Origin of the sequence: Actinomadura harenae, from assembly GCF_003696215.1 — a bacterium.
Classification (GTDB): Bacteria; Actinomycetota; Actinomycetes; order Streptosporangiales; family Streptosporangiaceae; genus Spirillospora; species Spirillospora harenae.
The window spans coordinates 1-24,753 of record NZ_RFFG01000082.1 but is presented as its reverse complement, the minus strand read 5'-3'; the positions used below and the strand labels follow the sequence as shown (position 1 = coordinate 24,753).

The window sequence follows — 24,753 nt, the reverse complement described above, 5'->3', positions numbered from 1 at the left end:
GGACACCGAAGCGTCTGATAACGGCAGCCACGGCGGCGGGGATGTCGCTGGCCGGACCTATGAGGACAGGACTGTCGGCCCAGCGAAATGTCAGCCCAGACGTACCGACACCGTCCTGCCGCCATTCGCAGGTGATGATCAACCGGACCCGCGCCGGATACATGACGTCTTGAACCCACAACATGTGCGGGTCTTCGTCCCTCGACTGGATGACGGCGCATCTGAGTCGAGTGCGGCGGATGAGTTCGTCAGCGAACTCGCCCAGCCGCCGTCTCACCTGTTCATCGATCCCAGGCAGGAACCGCCCACCAGGTTCGCTGGGCTGGGACTGGGCGTGAGCGGCACGCCTTCGGTCTTGCCGGCGGCGCGGCCGAAGGCGGCGGGTCAACATACGCATGGGGCAGCTCCCGGGAAGATCGGGGCAGGGCGGGATGCGGAGGAACTGGGTTGAGCACGACGGGTTGAGCCGCCTCGACCTGCGGTCATCCGCCGTAGAGATTTCCCTCCAGCGGATGGCTGGTCTTCGATCTGAATGAACCTGCGACAAGCCTGACCGATGGGCTTACCGTGGACCACACGTTCGTCTCTCCAAGAATTTTGGAGCCCTCGATGCCCCCTCAGGACAAGCAGTCCAATTCCGAAACATCTGCCTTCACGTCATATGCAGATGCCCTGAAGACTCTTCGCGAGGACAACGACAAAACCCAGGAGGACGTCGCCAACGGATGCCTGATCTCCCACAAGATGATCGGGCACTATGAGAACAAGAGACGCATCCCCGGCTTGGAGGTCTCCAAGGCGTTCGACGGCTACTTCAAGATCCCCAAGCCGGGCATCTTCACGGTTCTTCAGCCACTGGTCATCGAGGAACTGAACCTCCCGACCGGCATGCAGGCGTACTTCGAGCAGGAGAGCCAGGCCGCTTCGGTCCGCATCGTCGCCCCCAACCTGTACCCCGGCCTGATCCAGACGGAGGACTGCGCCAGAGTGATCCTGACGGCTGGCCAGCGAGCGGGGACGATTGAGGGAGACCTCAGCCTCCGCATGAGTCGCCAAGAGATCCTCGAAAGGCCGGACCCGCCGGAGCTGGTAGTGCTCCTGAAGGAGGCAGTCCTTCGGGAGATCATCGGCACGGCCGAGGTCACGAGGAACCAGCTCGGCCATCTCTTGGACCTGATGGAACTTCCGAACATCAACATCCAAGTCATCCCAACCGGCGCTCCCGTGTATCTCGCCGGCGAGTTGACGTTGCTCGACTTCGAGGAAGGCCCAGGGCTCGCACACTCGGAGGGCGGAGGAGGTGGCATCCTGGTGGAAGCGCCCGATCAGGTCGCCGGTGCGGCGATACGGTTCAGCCGCATCGCCGCCCTGGCGATGTCGGCCGCTGACTCTAAACGGCTGATCCGCGAAATCATGGAGTCCCTGTGAGCGAGAACCTCCCCCCCGTTCGGTGGCGCACATCTAGCTACAGCGGCGAGAACGGCGGAACGTGCGTGCAGTTGGGCAGCCTAGATACCGCAAAGGGCGTGGTTGGGGTACGTGATTCGAAAAACCCCGATCAGGGCCATCTGATCCTGAGCCCGGAGAACTTCAGCGGGTTGATCCTCGGTATCCGGTCCGGCTCACTCGACCTTCCCCGGTAAGGACTGCCCTACCCTCTTGGCCGCCCCCCAGACAACCGTGCTTGGGGCGGCCACGTGCCGCAGCTCGTCGATCGTCTTCTGGGGGTTCTTGTGGCGATCAGTGACGCCGATATCTCTGCCGCTGTCCGCTCGTACCTGGCGCACTATCCAGGCGAGGCCGTGTCGCTGGCTGAGCCGATACGACGGCTGACGGAGGGCCGGGAGTTCGCCTCGCGGCGAACGTTCCCGATGCATGTGACCGTCGGTGCTCTGCTGGTGCGCGGCGATGAAGTGCTGCTGGTCGAGCATCGTGCCTACGGCGGCATTCTGCTGCAGCCCGGCGGCCACCTCGAGCCGACCGACACCACATTGGTCGACGCAGCCGTGCGTGAACTCGCCGAGGAGACGGGCGTCGATCCCGGCAAGGTCGCTCTTGGGTCGCCGGTTCCAGCCTGGGTTGAGTATGGGCGTGTCCCGGCGCGGCCGGAGAAGGATGAGCCTGAGCATCACCATCTCGACATCGCGTTCCGGTTCGTGACCGAGGACGCGGACGTCGGGCGCATTCAGGAGTCCGAGGTGCTGGGGGTCGCCTGGCATCGGCTCGCGATCGCCGAGCAACTCGTTGGGCATCGCATGGCGCGAGCGGTCAGTGCCCAGGCCAAGAGCCGTTGACGTGGCTCGACTGGAGGGGCGTGCAGGGTCATTCGAAGGACGGCTTGACGTCGCGGCTCCGGGTTCGTTTGAGTTCGTAAAAGCCTTCGGTTCCGGCGACCAAGACGAGCCCGTCCCAGAGTCGCCCAGCGGTTTCACCGCGAGGGGTCGGGGTCATGACGGGACCGAACAGTGTCGTGTCGCGGACACGAAGCACAGGGGTGCCAACGTCGAGGCCGACCGCGTTGAACGCCTCGTTGTGTGAGGCGATGATGACCTGGTCGAGTTCGGGGTTAAGGGCGGCTGTAGCCAGCGAATCGGGTAGGCCGACCTCGCTGAGCGCTTCGGTGATCACGGTGGGGTCGTCGCGGCGTCGTTGCTGGTGGACACGGGTGCCAAGTGCGGTATACAGCGGTCCGAGGATGCTGTGGCCGCTGTGTTCGGAGGCAGCTGCGCACACCCGTACCGGGCCCCATGCTCGGGCCATCAGCGCCCGGTAGTCGTCGCTGAGCCCTTCACCGTGGCGTTGAACGAGGTTGAGATGGGCCAGCGACATGATCCGCCAGTCTGCGCGGACGGGGCGGACATGCTCGACCTCCAGCAGCCAGCGTGAGGTGATCCAGGACCAGGGGCACAGCGGGTCGAACCAGAACGGAACCGTCTCGCGGTCTGTGTCGCGGTGCGGAGTGTGGGCGGTCACGGCGAGTTCCGTCCTTTCACGGCTCGGGCTGGTAGCTGGGGTTGGAGGGAGTTTCGAGGTCGAACAGGCCGCCCTGGGCGGGCAGGTTGCTCTTGGCGGTGCGACCCGCGACTTTCTCCAGCGCGGCCAGGTCACTGAGCTGCGGGTCGTGGTCGGCGGCGGCGATGAGCCGGAAGAACACCTGCGCGGTGACCTCGACGTCGGCGAGCGCGCGGTGCCGGTCGGGCGGCATCGGTATCGCGAAGTGCGTCAGCAGCGTGTCGAGCCGGTAGTCCGGCAGGCCGGGGATGAGGTGTTTGGCGAGCGGAATCGTGTCGATGAAGTTGAGGCGGGCCAGGTTCGGGCAGTGTTCGCGCTGACGGTGGATGAGGCCCGCTTCCGTGGCGGCGTGCTGGGCAACGAGCAGATAGCGGCGGCCGGTGGCGAAGCGGGCGTCTAGTGCGCCCAGCGCCACCGCCGGGGTGGGAGCGTGTTTGAACTGCTCGGCTGTCAAGCCGGACTGGGCAGTAGTTAGTGGTGTCACCGGCGCGAACGCGGGAGGGCAGATCAGGGAGGTGCTCCGGCCGGTCTCCTCCCAGTCGCCGTGGCGGTGGCGGAGTGCGAGCGCGGCGACCTCGATCGGCTGGGCCGGATGTCCTTTGGGGGTGGTCGCCTCGAAATCGATCACCACGAAACTGGTTGTCGTGAAGGCTGGGTCGGCCGTCAAGCCCATCGGGTCCACCGTCCGTCCATGTCATCGCCTCCGTGGCCCACACTGCACGGGCCTGGCCGTGTTGCTGAGCTTGCCCGAGCCTGGCTCGCGGCGGGTGGAGGTCACCGGATGAGGTCGGCGGCGGCGCGTGCGGCGGTGTCCAGGACCGACGCGGTCCCGTGGTGTCGGCCCGTCCACGTATCGGCCAGCGCGCGATACACCTCGGACATCACCGCGGCGAACCCTCGCGGCAGCGGCGCCGGCCGAGGCCACTGGTCGCGGGGCACGCCCTGAGCGATCAGCCGTTTCACCGGCACCTCCAGGCCGTGGGCGACGTACCAGTCCCGCAGGATCTGTTTCCCGCAGGGCACACCGCCCCACGTCAGGCGGCATTCGTCGGGCGTGCCAGGGCTGTCGGCGACGACCATGTGCCCCTCGCCGGACAGCATGAATTCGACCTTCCCGTCGCAGAGCCTCAGTCCGGCCTGGTGAGCGTGTTCGGCCAGCACCCGGTTGACGGTGATGGTGATGTCGCGCATCGCCTTGATCTGGCTGTCGCTGAGACCGGTGAGGCGTTGTGCTTCCGCCTCACCGATGTACCGGTTCACCGGATCCAGCATGGTCGCGTACTCGATCAGCGGCTGAGCCAGACGCTCACCAACAGCGGGCATGCCGGTGAGTCCGACGTCGGCCGGTCTCAGCGTCCCGTCCGCCACCCGCCGGTGTACCGAGCTTCCGGCGGGAAGCTCGTTGCGGAACAGGCTCTGCACGGGAAGGAGACAGGCGACAGAGCCCGGGGTGAGGGGGGCGCCGCCGAGGTCAGGGATGCTTGCGAGGTCGAACTCGATCTGGGAGGCGGAGACCTGCCGGCGGAAGTGGGTCGCGACGCCCGCCGCCTCCAGGAGGCGAAAGGTGTGGACGGCCATGTGGCAGGTCGCTTCGCCTTTTCCGGGGATGGGGTCGGGCATCCGGCCGTAGTGGAACACCGACCAGTGGTCGGTGTACTCGAAGACCCCCACCCCCAGTGTCGTCGCCGTGGCGGGGTGGATGGTGGTCAGGTTCCTGGTCGAGCGCAGAATGGGCATCGTGTGCTCCTGGGAGGTCGAACCTAGGCGTGGCGGGTCGTGGGTGCGCTGGTCAGGCCGCTGCGAACCGTCAAGCCACGCCCGATGCCCTGCCGGAGGCTGCGTCGGTGGGAGGGGTGGGTCTTGCGTCGTCCGCAGCGACCGGACGGCCGTTGCTGATGGTGATGGCGTGCATCCCGGCCACGCGGGCGGCGGCGATGCCGTCGGGGGCGTCGTCCACGGCCAGGCAGCGGTCCGGCAGCACGTCGAGTCTCCGGGCGGCCGTCAGGTACAGGTCTGGGGCAGGTTTGCCGCGGACGACGTCTTCGCGGGTGACGACGGCGGTGAACTGGTGCCGCAGGTTCAGGGCGTCGAGGCCAGGGTGGACCAAGACCCGACTGGCTCCGGACGCCACGGCGCAGCGCAGCCCAGCACGACGGGCGTCGTGGAGGAGCGCGACCACGCCGGTGATGGGCGTGAGCATGTGCAGGGAGGCCAGCAGTAGGGTGCGGCTCCGGCGAATGATCTCCTCGTGGGGCAGGTCCCGACCTCCCGGCAGCACCGCCAGTAGATCGTGGATCGACAGGCCAACGTGCGCGCAGTACCAGCCATGATCCAGGTCGAGGCCGTACCCGCAGAGTGCCGCTCGCAGGGCCTGCTCATTGCTGGGTGTGGTGTCGGCGAGAGTGCCATCGAAGTCGAAAACGACGGCTTGGATGCCCGTGGAGATCAGGAGCTCGGAAGAGACGGCTGGGCCCGTGGCCTGGATCATGGCCGGGCACCGGCTCTCCCGCGTGGCTCCGGGACCGGGCCGGTGCGGTCGAGGTCGGGGCGATGGCCGCAGCAGAGGCAACGAGCCCCGAGCCCCTGCCACGGATCTGGTAGGCATCCCAGGCCGGTTCCGGCGCCGCTGATCCGTTCCCGGATCAGCTCGACCGCCTCGTTCTCGGTGACCGTGCGCCGGTCCACCAGCCGGTACCGTGCCGGGTCGGTCGTGGCAACCCGCTCGAACAACGCTCCCGCTTGGTGCATGAACGTAACCTGCTCGGAGGTGAAGACACACTGGTCTCGGCGCTGCGCGCGCTGCACGGCCGCTGACGGCTCGTCGGTGATCAGAATGGTCCGGTCGGCAGGCGGCCGGTAGCGGGCGGCCAAGGCCAGCAGGGCGGTCGCGGTATCCAGCACCGTGGCGGGCACCGGGTTGAGCGTTGAGTCGTGGGAGTACAGCAGCAGCGCCTGGCAGACCGCGGTGCTATCGACGCCACGGCCCTCGATCACGGCCCGCCCGGCCGCCAACTCGGGGACGACGAGGTCAAGGTCGTGGCGTTTGATGGCCAGCAGCAGCAGGGTCTCGGCCATGGGAGTGCCACCCCGCAGGAACGGGTCGGCGCTGGCGTCCCGGAGCGCGCCGAGCAAGGCCCGGCCCAGATCCGGAGGCCCACTGGCTCGCTGGCTGGGCCGCTGGGAGAACGCGTCGAGCAGCAGTGGCGTCCTGGTGACGCCCTCGCTGGCACGCTGGGTCAGGTACGTCTTGCCAACGCCGGTGATGCCCTCAACCGAGATCAGCGGACCGCGAGAGCACGAACGTACCGAGGTGTTCGTCATTGGCTGGCCCATGTGCTGGCCTCTCGGGTAATGACCGCGGCGTACCGGTCCAGGGTGGTTTCGCTGTCGCGTTCAGTGAGAACGACGGCGAGGGTCCGGTTGAGGATCTCGGCGGCGCCACGACACAACCGCGCGTGAGCAGGGTTCCGGTGTTCGGTGTGGGTGAACATGGGGCGAGCGTCGCAGGGGATCAAGCCGAAGGTGCCGGTGGAGTTCGGAACTCCCTGCGCGGCAAGGTGCACGGCGAACTCCCGTGGCCGGGGCAGGTTGATGCGGAGCAGCGCCGAATAACCGTTCCACTCCTCGCCGGGCCCCGGCGAGAGAGCGGCCAGTCCAGGAGCGTCCCGGGCCGCGTGCAGCAGGTAGCGGACCTGCGCACGGCGGTGTTCGACCAGGCTGGGGAACCGTTGGAGGTTGGCGGCCGCGAGCGCGGCGAGGGGAGCGGCGAGGCGGGTATTGGAGGCGAGACGGCTCATCGGGGCCTGGCCGGGTGGGGGCGGTGCCCAGTGGCTGCGGAACGCGGCAGCATGCTCGGCGACCTCACGGTGGGCGGTGAGTAGGAACCCGCCCTCCCCGCTCCACAGGATCTTCCCGTCCTTCATGCTGAAACACCCGACGCCGACCGTCCCGGCGCACTGCCCGTCCCGGACGGTACCGGCAGCCTGCGCTGCGTCCTCCACGACGGTGAGGCCATGGTCGGCGGCGAACCGGGCGAGGGCCGCCGGGTCTCCCATCCGGCCCCACAGATGGACCGGGAGGATCGCACGGGTCCGTCCGGTGACTTTGCGGGTCGCGTCGGTGTAGTCCAGGTCCAAAGTGGCGGGGTCGGAATCGACAAATACCGGCACCGCGTCCAGGGCACAGATGGGCGCGACGGTCATCACGACGGTCAACGCCGGGACCAGAACCTCGTCGCCCGCGCGGATCCCGCACGCCGACAGGGCGGCATGCAGTGCGGCGGTGCCCGACGACACCGCGACGGCGTGCGAGACCCCGAACGCCTCGGCCAGGTCGTGTTCGAGGCGCGCGGCATGCGGGCCGCCGCTCGGGTCGGGCATTCGCGCGAGCACGGCCGTGACCTGTTCGGTCAGCGGCTCGGCACCGGCGGGAAGCGGGGGGAGTTCGGGGGGCGTCATCGCGGGTGGTGTCATTGCGGGTCCCGGTGGCTCAGCAGCCGAGGCATGTCCTCCACCAGCGGCCACATGTTCACGCAGTCCCGGCTGAACAGTGCACAGTCGGTGCAGGCCGGTCGGGCGGCGAACAGCGTCCGGGCGTCGGCGCCGCGGAGTGTGAGCCGCTTATCGGGTGGCGTAGCGGCGATCCGCCGGTCGGAGGGGCAGTCCCACACCGATCCGTCCGGCTCGACGAAGGCCAGCCGCGCGCCGCCGAAACACTCCGGCACGTGCCCGCCATCCTGGGTGGAGATCGCGTCGATGAACCGCCCCGCGTAGGACGGGTCCGGCAGCACCAGCCCGCGCGGGTCTCGGTACAGCTCGTCCAGTTGCGCGGCGACGTTCCCGATGTCGGCGGGGGTGTGACACATCCGGGTGAACAGCGCGTGGCCGGGAGGCAGGGACATCGGCTGCGGCACGTAGTAGTCCACGCCCAGGTCGGCGGCGACCCGCGCCATGTCGGTAATCTCCTGCGGGCGGCGGCGGGTGATGACGGTGTAGATCCCGACCTTGGGCGCGGGGTATCCGGCGCGCGCCTTCAGCAGGTCCCCGATCCCTTCCAGGACGTCGCGGTGCCCGAACCGGCCTGACCGGGACGGTCGCATCTGGTCGTTGAGGTCGGGGTCGGCGCTGTCGAGCGACACCGACACCCCGTCGACGCCGAGCTCGACCAGCCGCTCAATCACGTGCGGACGGGTGAGGGGGATGCCGTTGGTCGCGATGACGACCTGGCAGCCGGCGTCCTTGATGAGAGAAATCACCCCGAGCGTGCCGGGCCAGTCGAGCGGCTCCCCGCCCGCGATGACCACCCGGCCAACGGGCGAGCCGGGCAGGGTCCGCGCGAACGCCGTGATCACGGTGGCGGGCAGGTCGGTGCGGGAAAGGTGCGACAGCGCCCCGGCCTGCTCCGGCGGATGCTCCTTGTGCTCGTCGACCGTGCCGAAGTAGCAGTGCGGGCAGGCGAACGCGCACGGGGACCGCAGCGCCCACAGCAACGTCACTTCACGGGCCGCCGCATGGTTAGTTGCGCGGGCGGTGTCATCGCGCATGGCGCACCTGCCGATCCAGCAGCGTGGTCACCGTGTCGCAGACGGCCGTGGCGGTCTGGCCCGGTGTCAGCCCGGCCGTGTCCACCACGCGGTACCGGTCGGAGTCGCGGGCGGCGACCTGCCGGTAAGTGGTTTCGATGTGCTGAAGGATCCGTACGTCCGAGGCGGGCAGGGGTGGGTACCCGGCCCTGTCGGTGAACCGCTTCGCACACACCTCCGGGTCGCCGGTGAGCAGGATGGTCGCGTCCGGGATCCTCGCCCAGGGCCGCAGGCTTGCCAGCACGCGCTCGGCGACATCTCCGGTCGCTCGGCTGTGGAGCGTGTCGTCCTCGCCTGGCCAACCCTGCCCCTGAATAACGGCAGGCCCGTCGCTAGACGGTGGCCGCTCTGGGAGGGAGGAGCACAGGATCGCGGCCTGGCATGCTGCAACCGAGTCCACGCCCCGATCCTCAAGGATGACCGCGACTCCGGTCAGGTCACGGCCGGCGAGCCGTTCGACCTTGCGGACCTCCAGCGCGGCGAACGCCAGGGTCTCCACGACCGGGTGCCCGGTCCTCAGGAACGGGTCACCGTCGGCGCTCAACGCCGCGATCACCCGTTCAGTCAGCGGGTCGACCGCCTGGTCGGTGAGTTCGTCCAGCAGCAGGCACCGGGTGCCGAGCGTCGCGGCGGTCGTGCGGGCGGCGGCGGTCTTCCCGACCCCGTTGATCCCCTCGATGCTCACCCACAACGGCCCTAGAGGCGGACCTGGAACGGATGCATCACACGGCCTGGCGAAGGTCCCTGCGGGTGCGGCGGTCATGCCGGTTTCCGGCACAGAAAGAGCAGTTCGATGGCGGCCTCCGCCACCATGACGGCGGAGACGGTGTCCAGCAGCGCCGCCGGAACACGCTCAGCCAGGTCGCGATACCAGACGGCAGCGGCGTCCCCGTATCGGCGGGTAAGCGCGTCGGCCACCGTGGCGGGGGCGGGCGGCAGCAGACCGATCACGTCCTCGATGACCAGGCCCGCGTCGCCGACGACCTCTTGGACCTCCTCCTGCGACCACTCGTAGACGTGCACGCGGTACTGCAGCGGCCGTGGCGGGGGGCCGACAGCCGCCGGGGTGGACAGCCACAGCACACCACCGGGGGCCAGCGCCGCCGCAGCGTGGCGCAGGCTCTGCACGCCGAGCTCGAACGGCAGGTGCTCCAGCGCCGAAGTGTAGACCGCGACCTCGAACCCGCCCCGGGGCAGGTCCGGCAGCTTGGGCCAGGGCTGCGCCACGTCGCACTCCACCAGTTCCACCGGGAACGGGTCGCCGTGCGTCCCGCGCAGCGCCGCGATCCGTATCCGGGCCTCGGCAAGGTTAGTGGCGCTGATGTCCAGCCCGACGTACCCGGCGATGTTGGGGGCGTATCGGTAGAGCAGCGGCAGAGCCAGACCGCGCCCGCAGCACACATCCAGCACCCGCGCACCGGGCGGGCACCGCTCGGCGACGATCAGATGCTGCATCAGGTTCATCACCCCAGACGGCTTGGCCTCCCCCTGAGACAGGGCCGTGTAGAAGTCGTCCATCTGGTTGGTGCTGTAGGGGCCGATCATCGGAGTGCCGGGCCGAGTCACGTACTGGTCGGTTGTTCCCATGGGAAAGTCACCCATCCTTCGACACGGTGCCCCACGTAGGTCGGGGCTTGCTGATGGCGCGTCCAGTTAGCGGTGTTGACGACCAGCACGACCGTGCGGAGCCGTCGAGCGGCAGCGGTGTGACTGAGCAGGTGACGGGCGGCGGCGAGGGTGTCTCCGGACCCGGCTATGTCGTCGACCAGCAGCACGTCCCGTCCGGCCAGGCCGTCCACTGCGAGGACACCCGTGAGGACCGGGCTTGTGGTCTTGTCTGCGTGGACGGCGTCGGTGGTGGTGTGGGTGAAGTTGAGGGTGCGCAGGTCACGGCAGCCGAAGCGGTGGGCGAGCAGCACGGCCGGGATCAGCCCGCCGCGCGCGATCGCGACGATCGCCTCCGGGGACCCGTCGCGGGTGATGGCGGCCGTCACCGACGCCACGTGCTGTTGGATGTCGCCCCACGTCAACTGGTGGACCGTACGGACCTCACCGGCCACGTTCATCACCCCACAGCAGCACGTGCAGGCGAGGGGTGAGGTTCCAGCCGCGGGCCAGCACCGGATCGGCGAACTCGTGCAGCCGGCGCAGGATCGTGGTGGCGTCGGTGCCTTCGGGCATCACCCAGATCGGCGCCAGCCCGAACCGGTTCTCGAGATCGGCGATCTCCTCAAGATCCGCAAGGTCGTTGACAACGAACTTCCAGCAGGTCCGTGCCTTGGCCAGCGCGCGGATCGCCTCGGGCCGGATGCGGCGCGCGGCCGGGACGCCGGAGCTGGCGAGCTTCACCGACGCGTTGAACCGCGCGCGGCACTGCAGCATCGGCAGACTCGGAACGAGCGTCGCGTTGGTTTCGATCTCCACCATTCGGCCAGCGGCGCTGCACCGGTCGATCAGCCACGTCAACCGCCGCTGCTGGATCAGCGGCTCCCCGCCGGTGATCACCACCAGCGGCGCGGGGATCGCCCGGATCCGCGCCCAGACCACCTCGCGCGAGATGGGGGCGGGCTGGTGTCGCAGGTCGTAGTGGGCCCGGTCCCAGGTGTAGGGGGTGTCGCACCAGGCGCAGGACAGGTTGCACAGGCCCAGCCGCACGAATACCGCGCACTGGCCCAGGGAAGCGCCCTCGCCCTGGCAGGTGGGGCCGAAGATCTCCGACACCAGCAGCGTGTCCATGTCGTACGGCCATCCTGAACGCGCCGCCGGGACCGGCTCGCGGCCCGGCACACGCCCCGTTGTCGGGGCCGGTGCGGAGGCCGGATCGAGGTGAGGGAGCGGCCGCGGTATGGACCGCTCCGTCACCGATACCGGGGCCCGGTCCGAGGCTCGCCCCGAGGAGGGCGGTTGTGGTTGCGGGGGCGGGCCTGCGGGGACGCTCGCAGGGACGCGGAGGGAACTCATCACAGGCTCCCGTCGGGGTGGTGCTGTCTGCGGTAGCGCACCCACGTGCTGGCAGTTTCGCTCACCGCCACCTGCGTGACCAGAGCGGCGACGGCGGGCGGCAGCACCTCCTGACACTGCTGGAAGATCCACTGGGCGAGGAGTTCGCTGGACGGCTGGTCCAGCACGTCGTTGACCGTCTGATGGTCCAGCCTGGCCTTCAACATCGTTCCGACCGGGGCGAGGTCACCGAAGTCGACGACGAAGCCGGCGGCGTCCAACTCCGGCGATGCGAGCATGACTCGGACCCGGTAAGAGTGGCCATGGGGTCGGGCGCACTTGTGCCCTTCCGGCAGCCCGTTGAGCCAGTGCCCACCCTCGAAACGGAACTCTTTGGTGATCTCGAACATCACGATCTCCAGACCAGTCGGCGGCAACGCCCGACAACAGGGGCGGGGCGTCGCGCAGAGCATGGGCATGCCTCGTCATGTGCCTTCCGGTGTGAGGACCCCGGGCGATCTCCGCCGCCGCGACGTCCGATGGCGACGGGCGCGATGGGCTCTCCCCAAGACCGCAGAAAGCTCGCCCCATCAGCCCTGACGTTTTCCGACAGCTGACCAGCGCCCAAGTGGCCGCTCGGCCGCAGCTTGTCGGCGAGGGCCTCCAACGTGCGACCGACGCCGCTGGTGGTGGTGCCCTCCTCGGGCGGGTCCCGCGGCGGCGGCCCGGTCGGGCAGGTCGGTGGAGCGGGGGGTCGAAGGCCACCGGTCGCCTCCCAGATCACGGGTAGGTTGGATGCCTCTCGACAGTGGCGCCGGGGTGACCTGCACGACTACGGTTTTTACCGGCTTTTACACCTCGCCGCGCGTACGGGGTGTAGAAGCCTGTAGAACACCCGCATCGGTCGCTGTCTCATGCGTCAGGATCAGCACTAGCATGCCTGCCTCACCGTCATCGTCGGCGCAGGCCGCGCGGCAGCGCCTCGCCGACCGGCTCCGCGACCTCCGCACCCGCGCGCATATCAACGGCGTCCAGTTCGCCGAGCAGGCTGGATGGAGCAACTCCACCCAGGTCAGCTTGATCGAGCGAGGCCAGCGCACCATCACCGCCGACCATGTCCGGTTATGGTGCCGGATCTGCGGGGCGTCTCCCGACACCACCGAGGAGCTGCTGGCCGAACAAGCCCACGTCGTTCGTATGTGGGTGGCCAACCAGCAGCTTGCGCGCGGTGGCCTGCGCCGCTTGCAGGAGGAAACCCGCGACCTGTACGCCGAGGCCCGGCAGATGCGGTTCTACGCCTCCAAGGGCATTCCCGGCCTCCTGCAGACACCCGCGTACTGCGGGTGGGCGCTGAGGTCGATCAGGCACGAATTCCAGATGGAGCTGGACGACGTCACCGCGGCCGTGGAGGCGCGCATGGCCCGCAAACACGCGTTGCACGGCCCTTGCCGGTTCGCGTTCGTCCTGGAGCAGGAAGCCATCTGGCACCGCACCTGCCCCCGCCAGGTGCATCGTGAGCAGCTGCAGCACCTGCTCCGGGTGATCGGGATGCCGTCGGTGAGTCTCGGCATCATTCCCTGGGCGCGTGAACGCACCGTCGCCGGGTTCGGGGTGTGGCCGGACGAGTCGTTCCTGATCACAGGCGACCATCTCGTCACCGTCGAGCTGGTCAGCGGGAACCTTACGGTGACCCGGCGAGAGGAGGTGGCCTCCTACGTGCAGGCGTGGGAGCGGTTCACGGCGCTCGCCAGGGTCGGTGACGGTGCCGTCGCACTGATCCAAACCGCCCTGGATGCACTCGATGCCCTGGACGAGCATGACCGTTGATCACCACACCCCGAAGCCTGGTCCATGGTTGGGCCCGTGGCACGCCCCGAGCCTAGGTCGCATCCGGCGAGAGCAGACCTCTGCGCGCGGGCTTGTAGTCAGCGTGGTCGACGGCCCGGTTCCACACCTGCTCGAACGACGCGACCACAGGCCCGACCCGCACCGGATCCGACACGTACTCGTACTCGCGCAGGGAGGTGCCGTCCCCGGCATTGAAGTTGAACGCCACCAACTGCGAGTCGATCACGTAGAAGTCGGCTGTAGGAGTCAGCAGGTCGTAGGCGTCGCGCCGCGACAGCCAGCGGACCTGCTCACCGGCCTCCACGTTGAATTCCGTCAACGCATGCTCCCACTCGATGTAATCGCTGAGCGGCTCAGACACGATCCGGGCACGGCGCATCACCACGCCCTTGGCGGTGACCTCACCGACGAACTCCTTCCACGGGGCCATGTAGGCGCCCATCGCGCGCAAGTCAGTCCGCTTGCCCGCCTCCAGCCACCCCAGATACTCCGGCTCGGCGCTGTACTCGTCGCGCTGCTCCAGATGTACGACCGAATGCCGCGCCTCCCGGATCAGCGTCTCCAACGCCTTCTTCCCATGCCCCGTGCGCCCCTTCTCGTACTCGCCGGTCGCTGCGTCACGCAGCGCCGACGCGAGCCGGTCAGGCTGCCACACCACCGCCTCGTCAACCCCGCGCGGCACATCCTGCGCCAGCCGCGCCATCACCTCCGGGTCGGTGACGAGTTTCCCCTGCAGGTAGAACCCGCGCGTCTCATCGTCTCTCCACACCGCCGGGCACTCCAGCTGCGCAGAGTTCGGGTCGCCGCCCACGAAATCGACCATGCCGCACACTCCTCTGGACGTTCCTGCTGGCTACCGACTCGACCCTCACCCACAGCGGCCGCGATTTCAACACGGCATGCACATCCGCACGCCGCTGAACTGCGTAGCGGGCAGTCTCAGGTCCATGAGGCCCTGACCACAGGGCCGCCACCGTCGGCGGCGGGGGGTGATGATGAGGCCGGGGAGTTCGGACACGTGCCGGATCAGCCGGGCCCGTCGGGGAGCAGCTCGCCGTCGTGGATGCCGTCGGGACGGACCAGGGCCGCGCGCATACCGTGCGCGATCGGCCCGGACACGTCGTCATCAAAGTTGTCGCCCACGAACAGCAACTCGCCGGGCTCGCACTGCGCCGCGGTGACCGTGAGGCGGTAGAAGAGCGGATCGGGCTTGGCGATCCCCAACGGATCCGACAAAAGTGCGGCGGTGAACAACCCGTCAAGCCCTGCGAGCTGCAACGCAGGCCACCTGGTCTCGTGCGGCAACGTGTTACTCGCCAGGACCAGACGGATTCCCATCGCGTGAAGTCGGCGCAGGGGCTCGACCACAGCCGGATCGACCCGCTTCTGCCCGATGACCCGATAGATCCTCGACTCCGAGATGGTGCTGGCGCAGTCGAACGCGATCGCCTTGATCGATGTGATCTGTTGTGTGGGCATCATGCCTCCGAGAAATCTTCCCCGACGGTCACAGCCTCGCGACCCGGTCCGGCTCCGGGAGGCGATCGAGCAGAGCGCCACCGAGCTCGGCCGGACACCGGACTTGGTGTCCTGCACAAACCCGAACGATCCTGGACGGCCTGCCGGAGCCCCTCGGCCGCGACGTTCTAGCTGCCGCCGTCACCGCACTCACCGACACCGTCAGAACGGGGCTGTCCAACGAGTGGGGCATCTCCTCGTGGAACATCGAGCACTCATCCCTTATCTCGCCGAGGTGCCAGCGCCGGATGCGCTGATGACCAGATGCGGGCTCACCTGCGCCCCACCAGCGCTGGACGCCGCCGAACACCTCGCCGAACTCCTCGACGTCCCTGCCGCCGGCCGGTGGGGATGGCCCCGTTCGGCGGAGCCCCTGCCACCGTCCCATGGCCCGCACCGCGCACTTTCGTCCCCGGGCGGCAAGCAACGACACCGCTTCAGGCCGCGTTCGCGGTCGCCTACCACCTGCCCCGCCTGGCGGCCGTCGCCGTTGGCACCGACCAGCGCGACCACCTCGCCCAGCTGGTCGCTGCAGCCAGGCTCGACATCGACCCGGCGCGGGTGGCCGCGTACCGAACCCTGCTCACGCAACGGGAAGCTACGGTGACGGCGTGAACCTCCAAGCGACCCTGTTCGACCTGTCGAAGATGCCACACGACGACGTCCTCGACATCACCGAAGCCCGGCTGGGCCTCACCCTCGACCGGGCCGCCGGACACTACAGCGCCCTCAACGGAACCGCCGGCTTCCCCACCGGCGCGGGCACCTGGGTCCGCCTGGCCTGGCACCGCCCAGCGGAGGTGAACGCAGAAGCACTCACCGGGCTCGAAGCCGCGCTGAACCTCGACCAGGTGCCACGCCCAATGTGGCGATCCGCCGCGACCTGGCACGACCACGACCGGGAGGTGGTGTGGCGAGCCGACGAGATGACGCGGGTCACCGACCCCGCCGTTTCGGGCACCGGATCGATCACCACCGACCCCGACCTGCCAGACACCTGGTGGACGGACCTGCAGGCCGCATCCAAGACACTGGCCACGTACCAAACCCAGCGGGTCTGCATGACCCAGGAACACCTGTCCCGACGGATCGCCGAGATGTACGGCAACGAGCTCGACACCACGATCACCGACTGGGCAACCGTCCACGGCGACCTGGGATGGGCAAACGTCTGCGGGCCAACACTCACCCTCATCGACTGGGAATCATGGGGCAGAGGCCCGGCCGCCCTCGACGCCGCAACCCTATGGACCGCATCCCTCCAAGTACCATCCCTGGCCGCCAAGGTGCTGGAGGTGTTCGACGAACTGCTGTCCACCCGGACCGGGCGGCTGGTGCGGCTCATGCAGTGCGCCAACGTCGCCAGGGCCTTCAACCGAACCGGCCGGAAGGGGCCGCTCACCGACATCATGGCCGCCATCGCGTCCGAGCTGCTCTCCGAGCTGACCTGAACGGCGCTCAGCGTCGCCAGTGGGCCAGCCTGACAGTCCCAGGGCGCGGGGCGCCACGGTCGCTCGATGGTCGCTCGGTGGTTTCGGTAGGGCGTGGTGGCGGATGCACGCGGCGGCACGTGAAACGGGGCAAGGGTGGACACGGCGGCACGGTGCGGCCTGGCAATGATCCCGTCGTGACGGGCTACGGTGACTTTCGGTCGGCTGATCGACCGTTCGACGATGTTTCGCTCCTTGGAGAGGTCCCTGTCGTGGCTGAAGGGCCTGCTGCCTCCGGACCCCTTCTTCTTGCGGTGAGGGGGCAGGTCCTTCTTCTCCGGGATGACCGCCTTGATGCCGCGTTTCCGCAGGACGGGTGGGCCTTTTCGGCCGCGACGGCATCGGGCCGGGTACGGGTCGGTCGACGGGCATGCGCCCCGGATCGTCTCCGGCACGGGGATGAACCGTGGCTAACCTCGCAACCGCCGCGCGACAGAGATGCCGCCGGGCCGGTATGTCTTTCAGAGAGCATTAGTTGGGCTCACCGACGGGCTGGGGACGGCCTTGTACCAGGACGTTAGGTTTCGCGACGGGCCCGTAATTCGCCAGAAGACCCGGACTGGCTTGCGATCGCAGGGATGGGATGTGGAGTGCCCGATGTCCGACGACGGGTTCGACGCTCTGCTCGCCGGTGAGGGGCTTGACGATCTCGACGGGTTCTTCGGTCCGGTCGAGGACTTCGACGAGGTTCCTCTCTACTCCCGCTACGCGCAGTTGGAGTTCCTCTCGGGCCTGCCCTGGCCGGAGCGCAACGCGCTGCTGGTCCGCCGTGCGGTGGAGTGCCTGGCGCGGTTGGCGGTCCGGGCCGCCGAGCGGGGGGAGGGCGACTTCTTTGCCATGGTCACGGTCGCCGGCTGGGACGAATACCACGACGGGGGCTTTCTGATGCCGTCGATCTGGTACACCCGTCCGAGCAACGGCACCCTGGCCTGCCTCGATCTGGTGGCCGCGGCCGACGCCGACGCGCGGTTCGTGGCCGACGCGGTCTCCGCCGTCGCCGGGGCACGGGTCCTGCGCGTCCGATCGAGCGAGGCGGAGCCGTCCCGGTTCGAGCGCGTCTACGTCACGGTCCCCCCGATGTCTTGAACGAGCAGATCACGACCCCGTAGGGGCGGGCCGGGCGCATCTTCTTGCCCGCGGGGGCGGCGTGCACGTTGCCGCATGCGGTCGCAGCCGGTCGGCAGGTGAGGTGACGGCCGAGCCGGATGCGCCCATGGCGTCTGTGTGGGTGTGTCGGCCCGGCCGTGGGGTTCGCCCGGCGTCGTGGCCTCGGGGTCACGGCTCAGGTGCCATCTGCGGGACGGTGGGCGTAGCAGAAGAGTTGGGGTTCGGGGCCCATGCCGGGGTAGTCGGGGACGTATTCGGTGACCTGGGCGTGCAGGACGGTCAGGCCTGCCGAGGTCAGGCGGTGCACGTACCCCTCGGTGGGGTGGCTGGTGGCGCGGATGGGGTGGCCCATCCAGATGAGTTCCTGTTCTTCGACGTCCGCCGGGACGGTGGCCAGGAGGAGGTATCCGCCGGGGGCGACCCAGGTCGCGATCTTCGCCAGGGCGGTGTCCAGTTGGGGGCGGGTGAGTTGCAGGAGGGAGAAGAAGGCGCAGACGGCGTCCCAGGAGCGGGGTTCGGTGGCGAAGTCGTGGACGCCGACCTGGTGGAACTCGGCGCCGGGGACGTGCCGGGACGCGATCTCGACCATGGTCGCCGAGACGTCGATGCCGGTGACGTGGAAGCCGGCGTCGACCAGACGTTCGGCCGTGGGGCGGCCTGTGCCACTCCCGACGTCCAGGATCCGGGCGCCGCCCGGCAGGCGGGCGGTCAGCCAGTCGAGGGCCTCGTCCCGTTCCGGCAGGTGTCCGTAGGCCTGCTCGTACTGCTCACCGAGGGTGTCGAACAGTCGCGCTGCGGCTCCTGGGCCGGACGCGGAGCCGGACGGAGTTTCCATTTCCCATCCCCGTGGCGACGAAGAGTGGCCGGAGTGCCACCGGCAGCCTAGGTCCGCTCCGGGCGGCGGTCCAGGGCCCGGGGAGAGGCGTGTGGTGTCAGCGGCCGAAGCCGGGGCGGTGGCTGGGGGGTGGTCCGGGGCGGTACTCGGCGGCGATTCGGAGTGGTCCGCCCGGGCGGCGGTCCTCGCCGGGCTGGTCCGGGCCTGCGGGGTTGCCGGGTTCTGTCTGGGTGAGGTCGTAGCGCTGGGCGCGCAGGCTGTTCAGCAGTTCCAGGTCCTCGGGGGACACCAGTGCGGCCATCACGCGGCCGCGGCGTGTGATGGCGACGGGCTCGCCGGTGTAGGCGACCTTGTTGACCAGGTCGGCGAACTGGGCTCGAGCTTCCGTAACCGGCACTTCCACGAATTCATCGTATAGCGAAACCCGCGGCCGCCTCCTGGTGTGGAGAGTCCGCGAGTCCTACGCTCCGATCTGTACAGTCCGTACGAGTTGTACAGATGATCAGGGAGGCGTCATGCTGGTCGGGGACGGGTCGGGGCGGATCGAGACGTTCGTGGGGAGGTCGCGGGCGTCGGTGGCGGCGCCGGAGGCGGCCTGGGAGGCCGAGGGACTCACGGGACGGCTGCTGGGGCGGCGGATCGTGTTCCTGGGCGAGGAGGTCGACGACCAGGTCGCCAACCGGATCTGCGCGCAGCTGCTGCTCCTGGCCGCGCAGGACGCCGAACGCGACATCACCCTGTACGTCAACTCCCCCGGCGGCGTCGTGGACGCGGGGATGGCGATCTACGACATGATGCAGTTCGTCCCGAACGACGTGTCGACCGTCGCGCTCGGGATGGCCGCGTCGATGGGGCAGATGCTGCTGTGCGCCGGGGCCCCGGGCAAGCGGTACGCGCTGCGGCACGCGCGGGTCATGATGCACCAGCCGTCCGGCGGGATCGGCGGCACCGCCTCCGACGTCAGGATCCAGGCCGAGCAGTCGGTGTACCTCAAGCGGACGCTGTTCGAGCGGATCGCCGAGCACACCGGGCAGCCGCTGGAGCGGGTGATCGCCGACGGTGACCGGGACCGCTGGTTCACCGCCGAGCAGGCCCGCGAGTACGGCCTGGTCGACCATGTCGTCGACTCCACCGCGCGGGTCGGGTCGTGACGCGGCCCCGCGCCGAGGGGCGCTATGTGATGCCGTCCTACGTCGAGCGGACCTCCTACGGGGTGAAGGAGAGCAACCCGTACAACAAGCTGTTCGAGGAGCGGATCGTGTTCCTGGGGTCCCCGGTGGACGACACCGCCGCCAACGACGTCACGGCGCAGCTGCTGGCGCTGGAGGGCATGGACCCCGACCGGCCGATCAACCTGTACATCAACTCCCCGGGCGGGTCCCTGACGTCCATGCTGGCGATCTACGACACGATGCGGTACGTCCGGCCGGTGGTCGAGACGACGTGCGTGGGGCAGGCGGTGTCGGCGGCGGCGATCCTGCTGGCGGGCGGGGCGGAGGGGAAGCGGCAGGCGCTGCCGGGTGCGCGGATCCTGCTGCAGGAGCCGGCCGTGGACGTGTCGCGGGGGTCGTCCAGCGATCTGGAGCTCCAGGCCGCCGAGGTGCTGCGGCTGCGGGACCAGACCGAGCGGATCGTTGCGGAGGCGACCGGCCGTGATGTGGGGACCGTCCGCCGTGATCTGGACCGGGCGCGGTTCTTCACCGCCGAACAGGCCCGCGAGTACGGCCTGATCGACCATGTTCTGACGCCCAGGCGGCGGTGAACGCCCGGTCACGGGCCGATGACGGGCACGGAAAAGTCCCAGGGTTGGATCGCGCGTTCATTGGGAATCTTGCGGGGGTACTCAGCGTTTGTCTGAACAAGAACGCAAGCCGTCTGGGAGGCACGTGACGATGGCGGAGCGCGCACTTCGCGGCACCCGACTCGGAGCTACGAGCTACGAGAACGATCGCAACACCGACCTGGCACCGCGCCAGGAGGTCGACTACACCTGTGGCAAGGGCCACCGGTTCACCGTGACGCTCGCAGCCGAGGCCGAGGTGCCCATGACCTGGGAGTGCCGCAGCTGCGGCGCGACCGCACTGAGGGTGGACGGCGAGCTGCCCCAAGCCAAGAAGGGCAAGCCGCCGCGGACCCACTGGGACATGCTGATGGAACGGCGGACGCTGGAGGATCTGGAGGAGGTGCTGGCCGAACGACTGGAGATCCTGCGTTCGGCCCGGCGTTTCCGCGTCTGTCCGCGGGGCGACATTCCCCCCACTCCCCCCGCACGGCTCCCCCGCCAGCAAGGCGCCCCTGGGGCCTCTTTCCCGGTGGTCCGCCGGGACGGCGCGGAGATCATCCGAGGGGCGTGTTCGCCCGGAGGGCCGTGCCGGTTGTGCGGCCCGGGTGGCTCTGCCCGCCAGCGGGCGATCTGAGCCCGCGCGGGCGGGCTCAGGGACACACCCTCGAGGCGCCCGAGAGCCGCTGGCGGCCGGGCGGGGCGGTCAGGAGCGGTCGTCGTCGTGGATGACCTCGCCCTGGACGACCGTGCCGCGCGGGGACGGCCCGGACTCACCGGACGGCCCCGGGGCGCCGCCGAACGGGTCCTGGCCGGGAGCGCCGAACCCGCCGGGGAAGCCGCCGGGGACGTTGGTGCCGGGCGGGAACAGGCCGGCGCGGTCCTGGGCCGCGGCCAGGCGGCGGGCGGCGAGCCGTCCGAACAGGCGCCGCAGCGGGGGCCGGGTGAACGGCAGGACGAACAGCAGTCCGAGCACGTCGGTGAGGAACCCGGGGATCATCAGCAGGACGCCGCCAGCCATGACCAGCGCGGAGTCGCCGAGTTCGCGTTCGGGGAGTTCACCGCGGCCGAGGGCGGCGTTGAGGGCGTGCCAGGCGCGGCGGCCCTCGCGGCGGACGATCCAGCCGCCCGCGACGAGCCCGGCGGCGAGCAGCCCCGCCGTCGGCCAGCCGCCGATGGCCTCTCCCACCTGGATGATCAGCATGATCTCCAGGACGGGCACCAGCAGGAACGACAGGACCAGGACGCGCGGCAGCATGACTCCATCTTCGTTTCGGGTGGACGAACCGTCATCTAGGACAACGCCGGCGGCCACCCGAACGTTTCCCCGCCCGCCACCCGGGTTCCGCACGCGGAACCCGGATTCCCCCCTGCTCCCCTATCCCGGGGCCCGGGATAGGGGCGGGTGGAACCCGGGAGGGCGGGTCAGCGGGGGCCGCGGACTTGGGCGACGCGGTCGGCGACGCCCCACTGGGTGACGCGGAGCATCGCCTCGATCATGATGTCGCGGCTCATCTTGCTGGTGCCGTGGACGCGCTCGACGAAGGTGATGGGCACCTCGACGACGCGCAGGCCCTGCTTGAGGGAGCGGCGGGCCAGGTCGATCTGGAAGCAGTAGCCGCGGGAGTCGACGCCGTCCAGGCCGATCTTCTGCAGGGTCGCGGCGCGGAAGGCGCGGTAGCCGCCGGTCGCGTCGCGCAGCGGGAGGCGCAGCATCAGGCGGACGAACAGGTTCCCGCCGCGGGAGATCAGCTGGCGGCTCAGCGGCCAGTTCTCGGTGCGGCCGCCGGGGATGTACCGGGCGCCCAGGACCAGGTCGGCGTCCTGGAGGGCGGTGAGCAGGCGGGGCAGTTCCTCGGGCTGGTGGGAGCCGTCGGCGTCCATCTCGACCATGACGTCGTAGCCGTGGTCGGCGGCCCAGCCGAACCCGGCGATGTAGGCGGCGCCGAGGCCTTCCTTGCCCTTGCGGTGCAGGACCTTGACGTGGTCGTCGCCGGCGGCGAGGTCGTCGGCGATCTTCCCGGTGCCGTCCGGGCTGTTGTCGTCGGCGACCAGGACGTCCACGGCGGGCGCGGCGGCCCGGACCCGGCCGACGATCCGCTCGATGTTGTCCCGCTCGTTGTAGGTCGGGATGATCACAAGGACCCGGCCCAGGTCGGCTGGGATGTCCATCGGTGTCAGTTCTCCTCGTCGTCGGTGCGTGCGGTGCGGGCTGGGTCCCGCACCGCGTCCCGCCCGGTGGGGCCCTGCGGGAGCGGCGTGGTGGTGCGGCGGCGGCGCGCCAGGCCGAGCGCGGCCGCGACCGCCCCGAGGGCCGCGATGGTGAGGGCCCACTCGGGGAGCGCGCCCAGACGGTCCGCCATCGTACGCGATGTCCGCGCGGGGACCGTGGCGACCTGGAGGGCCGGGACGAACTCCCGCGACTGGGCGATCATACGGCCGTCGGGGGCGACGATCGCACTGATGCCGCTCGTCGCCGCGACCAGGACCGCGCGGCCGTGTTCGACGGCCCGCAGCCGCGACATCGCGATCTGCTGCGGGGGCAGGCTGGTCTCGCCGTAGGTGGCGTTGTTGGTCTGGACGACCATGACGTTGCCCGGCGCGGAGTCGCGGGTCTCCTTGTCGTAGGCGACCTCGAAGCAGATGACGTCGCCGATGGTGATCGGGCCGAGCTTCATGACGCCGGTCCGGTCGCCCTTGACGAAGTCGCGGGGGACGCGCTGGAACCGGGTGATCAGCTTGGTGAGGACGTCGCGGAACGGCAGGTACTCGCCGAACGGGACGGGGTGCCGCTTGACGTAGTAGTTCCCGGGGCCGGTGCGGGGGTCCCAGACGATGCCGCGGTTCTCGATCCTCTTCCCGTCGGGGGTGTCGACCAGGGCGCCGACCAGGACGGGGACGCCGACGTCGCGGACGGCGCCGTCGATGGCCTGGTAGGCGTCGGGCTCGGTGAACGGGTCGAGGTCGCTGGCGTTCTCGGGCCAGATCACCAGCTGCGGGCGGGCGACCTTCCCGGCGCGGATCTGTTCGGCGAGCCTGCGGGTCTCGGCCACGTGGTTGTCCAGGACGGCGCGGCGCTGCCCGAGGAAGTCCAGGCCGAGGCGGGGCACGTTGCCCTGGACGACCGCGACCGTCACGGGCCGTCCGCCGGTGGGCGTGGGGATGGCCAGGCCGCCGCCGACGACCAGCGCGGCGAGCACGACGGCGACGCCGGCGCCCAGCAGCGGCCCGCGCGGGGACCGTCCGGCGGCCGGACCCGTCTCGGCGGGCGCGGCGTCCGGGGCGGGCGTGGCGTCCGGGGTGGGGGCGGGCTTGCGCAGGCGCCAGGCGGTGACCGCGGCGTAGGCGAGCAGGCCGCCGACCAGGGCGGTGAGGAAGGTGACCAGGGGCGCGCCGCCGAGCGAGGCGTAGGGGGTGAGAGGGGTGGCGGTCTGGCTGAACGCCAGCCGCGCCCAGGGGAACCCGCCGAACGGCTGGCGTCCGCGCAGGGCCTCCTCGGCGACCCAGGCGGCGGCGGTCCACAGCGGCCAGGCGGGCAGCCGGGTGACCACGGCCGTCCCGGCGGCCAGCGGGATGAAGTACAGCGCCTGGACGAGGCTGAGGCCGACCCAGCCGTCCCAGCCGACCTTGTGGATGCCCTCCAGGACGGGCAGGAAGAACGCGGCGCCGCCGACGAACCCGAGCCAGGCGGCGGTCCGCGCCGGGACGCCGCGCCACGCCAGGGTGAGCAGCGCGAGCGCGGGGAAGGCCAGGTAGGGCAGGTCCACGGGCGGGAACGCCAGCCACAGCAGCAGCCCGGCGGCGACGGCGACGGCGTGGCGGGCCCATCCGGCGCGTCCGCCGCGCCTGATCCGCGCCCAGCGCCCCACGGGGACCTCGCCGCCCTGCTCGGTGCTCTCCTCGGCGCCGGCCTTGAGGTCGGCCTCGATCGCGCCGACGCCTTCGGCGGGTGCGGGGGTGGTGGCCGTGGCGACGGTGGTGGCCGTTTCGGGGGCGTCGGTGGTGGCGGTGGCCGTGCCCGTGTCCGGGCGGGCGGGTTCGGGTCCGGCGGGGTCGTCGCCCTTGCCGGGGCCCGGCTGCCGTTCCGGGAGGGTGTCGTGCGCCACCGCGGCTCCTTGTCCGATGTGTCGGCGTCCGTACTGGACCGGCCGAAACGCTACCGGTTCGGCGGCGCCGACACGACCGGGCGGCGTGAGCCCGGTGCGGGCTCAGGGTATGTCCGGTGCGCGGCTACGGTCCTGCCGCATTTGTACCCCGTTCGGCGGTGTGCGGGCACGGAAGAGGGCCCCGGTCATCCGTCGGGCCGGAGCCGCCCCCACAGGCGGTAGGGGAGGTACACCGTTTTCTACTGGATGTCGGGGCCCTTCCCGGGTCCAACCCCCGCTCGATCGGGCGGCTCCGCTCCGGACGGCTCCTGGCGCCGTGCCTGGTTCGGACGGGGCGGCGGCGGTTGCTCGCGGCCCGCCGTGGCGCGGTGGCCGGTGCGCGCCCGGGGCGGCCGATCGGTGAGTCCCGTGCTGGACTCAGGCAAAGTTACCCAGTTCCGCGACCTTGTCAACCGTCTCCGGCGGGCCCGTCCGGCGGTCGCGCGGGACGGGCCGGGCCGGTGCTGGTCAGGCGCGGGTCGGGGGCCGGGCGGCGC

The 24,753-nt window shown here is 70.0% G+C and carries 28 protein-coding genes and 1 pseudogene; 10 read left to right on the top strand and 19 right to left on the bottom strand.

Going from position 1 to position 24,753, the window contains the following annotated elements:
• The first annotated feature begins 567 nt into the window (after positions 1-567).
• From EBO15_RS32295 to EBO15_RS32285, 3 genes are read left to right on the top strand one after another with little or no spacing between them, the layout of a single operon-like run.
• Positions 568-1,428, top strand: a complete 861-nt coding sequence (locus EBO15_RS32295; protein WP_122198260.1) for a helix-turn-helix domain-containing protein — start codon at positions 568-570, stop codon at positions 1,426-1,428.
• A complete protein-coding gene (locus EBO15_RS32290; RefSeq protein WP_122198259.1) occupies positions 1,425-1,643 on the top strand; it encodes a DUF397 domain-containing protein in 219 nt (72 codons plus the stop codon). The genes EBO15_RS32295 and EBO15_RS32290 overlap by 4 nt, the downstream gene beginning before the upstream one ends.
• A 54-nt stretch (positions 1,644-1,697) precedes the next feature.
• Positions 1,698-2,294 carry an NUDIX hydrolase gene (locus EBO15_RS32285; protein WP_233616572.1) on the top strand — a complete coding sequence of 199 codons (597 nt, stop codon included), beginning with the start codon at positions 1,698-1,700 and terminating at the stop codon, positions 2,292-2,294.
• A 28-nt stretch (positions 2,295-2,322) separates the two neighbouring features.
• Here the strand turns inward: EBO15_RS32285 and EBO15_RS32280 are convergent, their stop codons facing one another.
• The 12 genes from EBO15_RS32280 to EBO15_RS32225 all read right to left on the bottom strand — a co-directional run bounded on the left by EBO15_RS32280 (position 2,323) and on the right by EBO15_RS32225 (position 11,943).
• Positions 2,323-2,973 carry a mycothiol-dependent nitroreductase Rv2466c family protein gene (locus tag EBO15_RS32280; protein ID WP_122198258.1) on the bottom strand — a complete coding sequence of 217 codons (651 nt, stop codon included), beginning with the start codon at positions 2,971-2,973 and terminating at the stop codon, positions 2,323-2,325.
• Between the two features lie 16 nt (positions 2,974-2,989).
• The gene (locus EBO15_RS32275; RefSeq protein ID WP_233616571.1) at positions 2,990-3,643 is read right to left on the bottom strand and encodes a 3'-5' exonuclease; all 654 of its coding nucleotides are present in this window, start codon (positions 3,641-3,643) and stop codon (positions 2,990-2,992) included.
• Between the two features lie 143 nt (positions 3,644-3,786).
• Entirely contained in the window at positions 3,787-4,749 is a 963-nt protein-coding gene (locus EBO15_RS32270) for a phosphoribosylaminoimidazolesuccinocarboxamide synthase (protein WP_122198256.1), read from the bottom strand.
• 70 nt (positions 4,750-4,819) lie between these two features.
• Positions 4,820-5,500: an HAD family hydrolase gene (locus tag EBO15_RS32265; RefSeq protein ID WP_122198255.1), complete on the bottom strand. Its 681-nt coding sequence runs from the start codon at positions 5,498-5,500 to the stop codon at positions 4,820-4,822.
• A complete protein-coding gene (locus EBO15_RS32260; protein ID WP_199744937.1) occupies positions 5,497-6,333 on the bottom strand; it encodes a dTMP kinase in 837 nt (278 codons plus the stop codon). The genes EBO15_RS32265 and EBO15_RS32260 overlap by 4 nt, the downstream gene beginning before the upstream one ends.
• Entirely contained in the window at positions 6,330-7,469 is a 1,140-nt protein-coding gene (locus EBO15_RS32255) for a DegT/DnrJ/EryC1/StrS family aminotransferase (RefSeq protein WP_122198254.1), read from the bottom strand. The genes EBO15_RS32260 and EBO15_RS32255 overlap by 4 nt, the downstream gene beginning before the upstream one ends.
• A gap of 11 nt (positions 7,470-7,480) precedes the next feature.
• Positions 7,481-8,554, bottom strand: a complete 1,074-nt coding sequence (locus EBO15_RS32250; protein ID WP_122198253.1) for a radical SAM protein — start codon at positions 8,552-8,554, stop codon at positions 7,481-7,483.
• Entirely contained in the window at positions 8,544-9,278 is a 735-nt protein-coding gene (locus EBO15_RS32245) for a thymidylate kinase (protein WP_122198277.1), read from the bottom strand. The genes EBO15_RS32250 and EBO15_RS32245 overlap by 11 nt, the downstream gene beginning before the upstream one ends.
• A gap of 74 nt (positions 9,279-9,352) precedes the next feature.
• Positions 9,353-10,180: a class I SAM-dependent methyltransferase gene (locus tag EBO15_RS32240; RefSeq protein WP_158628423.1), complete on the bottom strand. Its 828-nt coding sequence runs from the start codon at positions 10,178-10,180 to the stop codon at positions 9,353-9,355.
• Positions 10,156-10,623, bottom strand: coding sequence for a phosphoribosyltransferase (locus EBO15_RS32235; protein ID WP_199744935.1), 468 nt, complete (start codon positions 10,621-10,623; stop codon positions 10,156-10,158). The genes EBO15_RS32240 and EBO15_RS32235 overlap by 25 nt, the downstream gene beginning before the upstream one ends.
• Before the next feature lie 19 nt (positions 10,624-10,642).
• A complete protein-coding gene (locus EBO15_RS32230) occupies positions 10,643-11,329 on the bottom strand; it encodes a 7-carboxy-7-deazaguanine synthase QueE (RefSeq protein ID WP_122198250.1) in 687 nt (228 codons plus the stop codon).
• Between the two features lie 224 nt (positions 11,330-11,553).
• Complete coding sequence (locus tag EBO15_RS32225; RefSeq protein WP_122198276.1) at positions 11,554-11,943, bottom strand: 6-pyruvoyl trahydropterin synthase family protein; 390 nt, start codon at positions 11,941-11,943, stop codon at positions 11,554-11,556.
• A gap of 526 nt (positions 11,944-12,469) precedes the next feature.
• On the opposite strand from EBO15_RS32225, the gene EBO15_RS32220 reads away from it, so the two are divergent.
• Positions 12,470-13,360: a helix-turn-helix domain-containing protein gene (locus tag EBO15_RS32220; RefSeq protein WP_158628422.1), complete on the top strand. Its 891-nt coding sequence runs from the start codon at positions 12,470-12,472 to the stop codon at positions 13,358-13,360.
• Positions 13,361-13,412: 52 nt separating this feature from the next.
• Here the strand turns inward: EBO15_RS32220 and EBO15_RS32215 are convergent, their stop codons facing one another.
• Together EBO15_RS32215 and EBO15_RS32210 are read right to left on the bottom strand one after the other, a co-directional pair.
• On the bottom strand, positions 13,413-14,204 hold the full coding sequence (locus tag EBO15_RS32215; RefSeq protein ID WP_233616570.1) for a DUF6879 family protein: 792 nt from the start codon (positions 14,202-14,204) through the stop codon (positions 13,413-13,415).
• Positions 14,205-14,407: 203 nt separating this feature from the next.
• The gene (locus EBO15_RS32210; protein ID WP_122198248.1) at positions 14,408-14,863 is read right to left on the bottom strand and encodes an HAD family hydrolase; all 456 of its coding nucleotides are present in this window, start codon (positions 14,861-14,863) and stop codon (positions 14,408-14,410) included.
• A 381-nt stretch (positions 14,864-15,244) separates the two neighbouring features.
• Here EBO15_RS32210 and EBO15_RS32205 point away from each other — a divergent pair, with 381 nt between their 5' ends.
• The 3 genes from EBO15_RS32205 (at position 15,245) to EBO15_RS32195 (ending at position 17,475) form a co-directional block, all read left to right on the top strand.
• A complete protein-coding gene (locus EBO15_RS32205) occupies positions 15,245-15,514 on the top strand; it encodes a hypothetical protein (protein WP_122198247.1) in 270 nt (89 codons plus the stop codon).
• Positions 15,511-16,350 carry an aminoglycoside phosphotransferase gene (locus EBO15_RS32200; RefSeq protein ID WP_199744934.1) on the top strand — a complete coding sequence of 280 codons (840 nt, stop codon included), beginning with the start codon at positions 15,511-15,513 and terminating at the stop codon, positions 16,348-16,350. Before EBO15_RS32205 ends, EBO15_RS32200 begins: the two co-directional genes overlap by 4 nt.
• Positions 16,351-16,986: 636 nt before the next feature.
• On the top strand, positions 16,987-17,475 hold the full coding sequence (locus EBO15_RS32195; protein WP_158628421.1) for an Imm15 family immunity protein: 489 nt from the start codon (positions 16,987-16,989) through the stop codon (positions 17,473-17,475).
• A gap of 196 nt (positions 17,476-17,671) precedes the next feature.
• Here EBO15_RS32195 and EBO15_RS32190 read toward each other — a convergent pair whose 3' ends face one another.
• Positions 17,672-18,331 (bottom strand): class I SAM-dependent methyltransferase, encoded by a 660-nt coding sequence (locus tag EBO15_RS32190; protein ID WP_122198245.1) that lies wholly within the window; start codon positions 18,329-18,331, stop codon positions 17,672-17,674.
• Between the two features lie 97 nt (positions 18,332-18,428).
• Positions 18,429-18,734, bottom strand: coding sequence for a type II toxin-antitoxin system Phd/YefM family antitoxin (locus EBO15_RS32185; RefSeq protein ID WP_122198244.1), 306 nt, complete (start codon positions 18,732-18,734; stop codon positions 18,429-18,431).
• A 112-nt stretch (positions 18,735-18,846) separates the two neighbouring features.
• Between EBO15_RS32185 and EBO15_RS32180 the strand changes: the two genes are divergently transcribed.
• The 3 genes and pseudogenes from EBO15_RS32180 to EBO15_RS32170 form a co-directional block, all read left to right on the top strand.
• Complete coding sequence (locus tag EBO15_RS32180; protein ID WP_122198243.1) at positions 18,847-19,482, top strand: ClpP family protease; 636 nt, start codon at positions 18,847-18,849, stop codon at positions 19,480-19,482.
• Positions 19,479-20,093, top strand: coding sequence for an ATP-dependent Clp protease proteolytic subunit (locus EBO15_RS32175; RefSeq protein ID WP_122198242.1), 615 nt, complete (start codon positions 19,479-19,481; stop codon positions 20,091-20,093). Before EBO15_RS32180 ends, EBO15_RS32175 begins: the two co-directional genes overlap by 4 nt.
• 130 nt (positions 20,094-20,223) lie before the next feature.
• A pseudogene (locus EBO15_RS32170) lies at positions 20,224-20,556 on the top strand (RNA polymerase-binding protein RbpA); the annotation flags it as partial.
• 261 nt (positions 20,557-20,817) lie between these two features.
• Here the strand turns inward: EBO15_RS32170 and EBO15_RS32165 are convergent.
• The 3 genes from EBO15_RS32165 to lnt form a co-directional block, all read right to left on the bottom strand.
• Positions 20,818-21,369, bottom strand: coding sequence for an FxsA family protein (locus EBO15_RS32165; RefSeq protein ID WP_233616569.1), 552 nt, complete (start codon positions 21,367-21,369; stop codon positions 20,818-20,820).
• 167 nt (positions 21,370-21,536) lie between these two features.
• Positions 21,537-22,283 (bottom strand): polyprenol monophosphomannose synthase, encoded by a 747-nt coding sequence (locus EBO15_RS32160; RefSeq protein WP_122198241.1) that lies wholly within the window; start codon positions 22,281-22,283, stop codon positions 21,537-21,539.
• A gap of 5 nt (positions 22,284-22,288) precedes the next feature.
• Complete coding sequence (lnt, locus tag EBO15_RS32155) at positions 22,289-24,217, bottom strand: apolipoprotein N-acyltransferase (protein WP_233616568.1); 1,929 nt, start codon at positions 24,215-24,217, stop codon at positions 22,289-22,291.
• Positions 24,218-24,753: the final 536 nt, after the last annotated feature.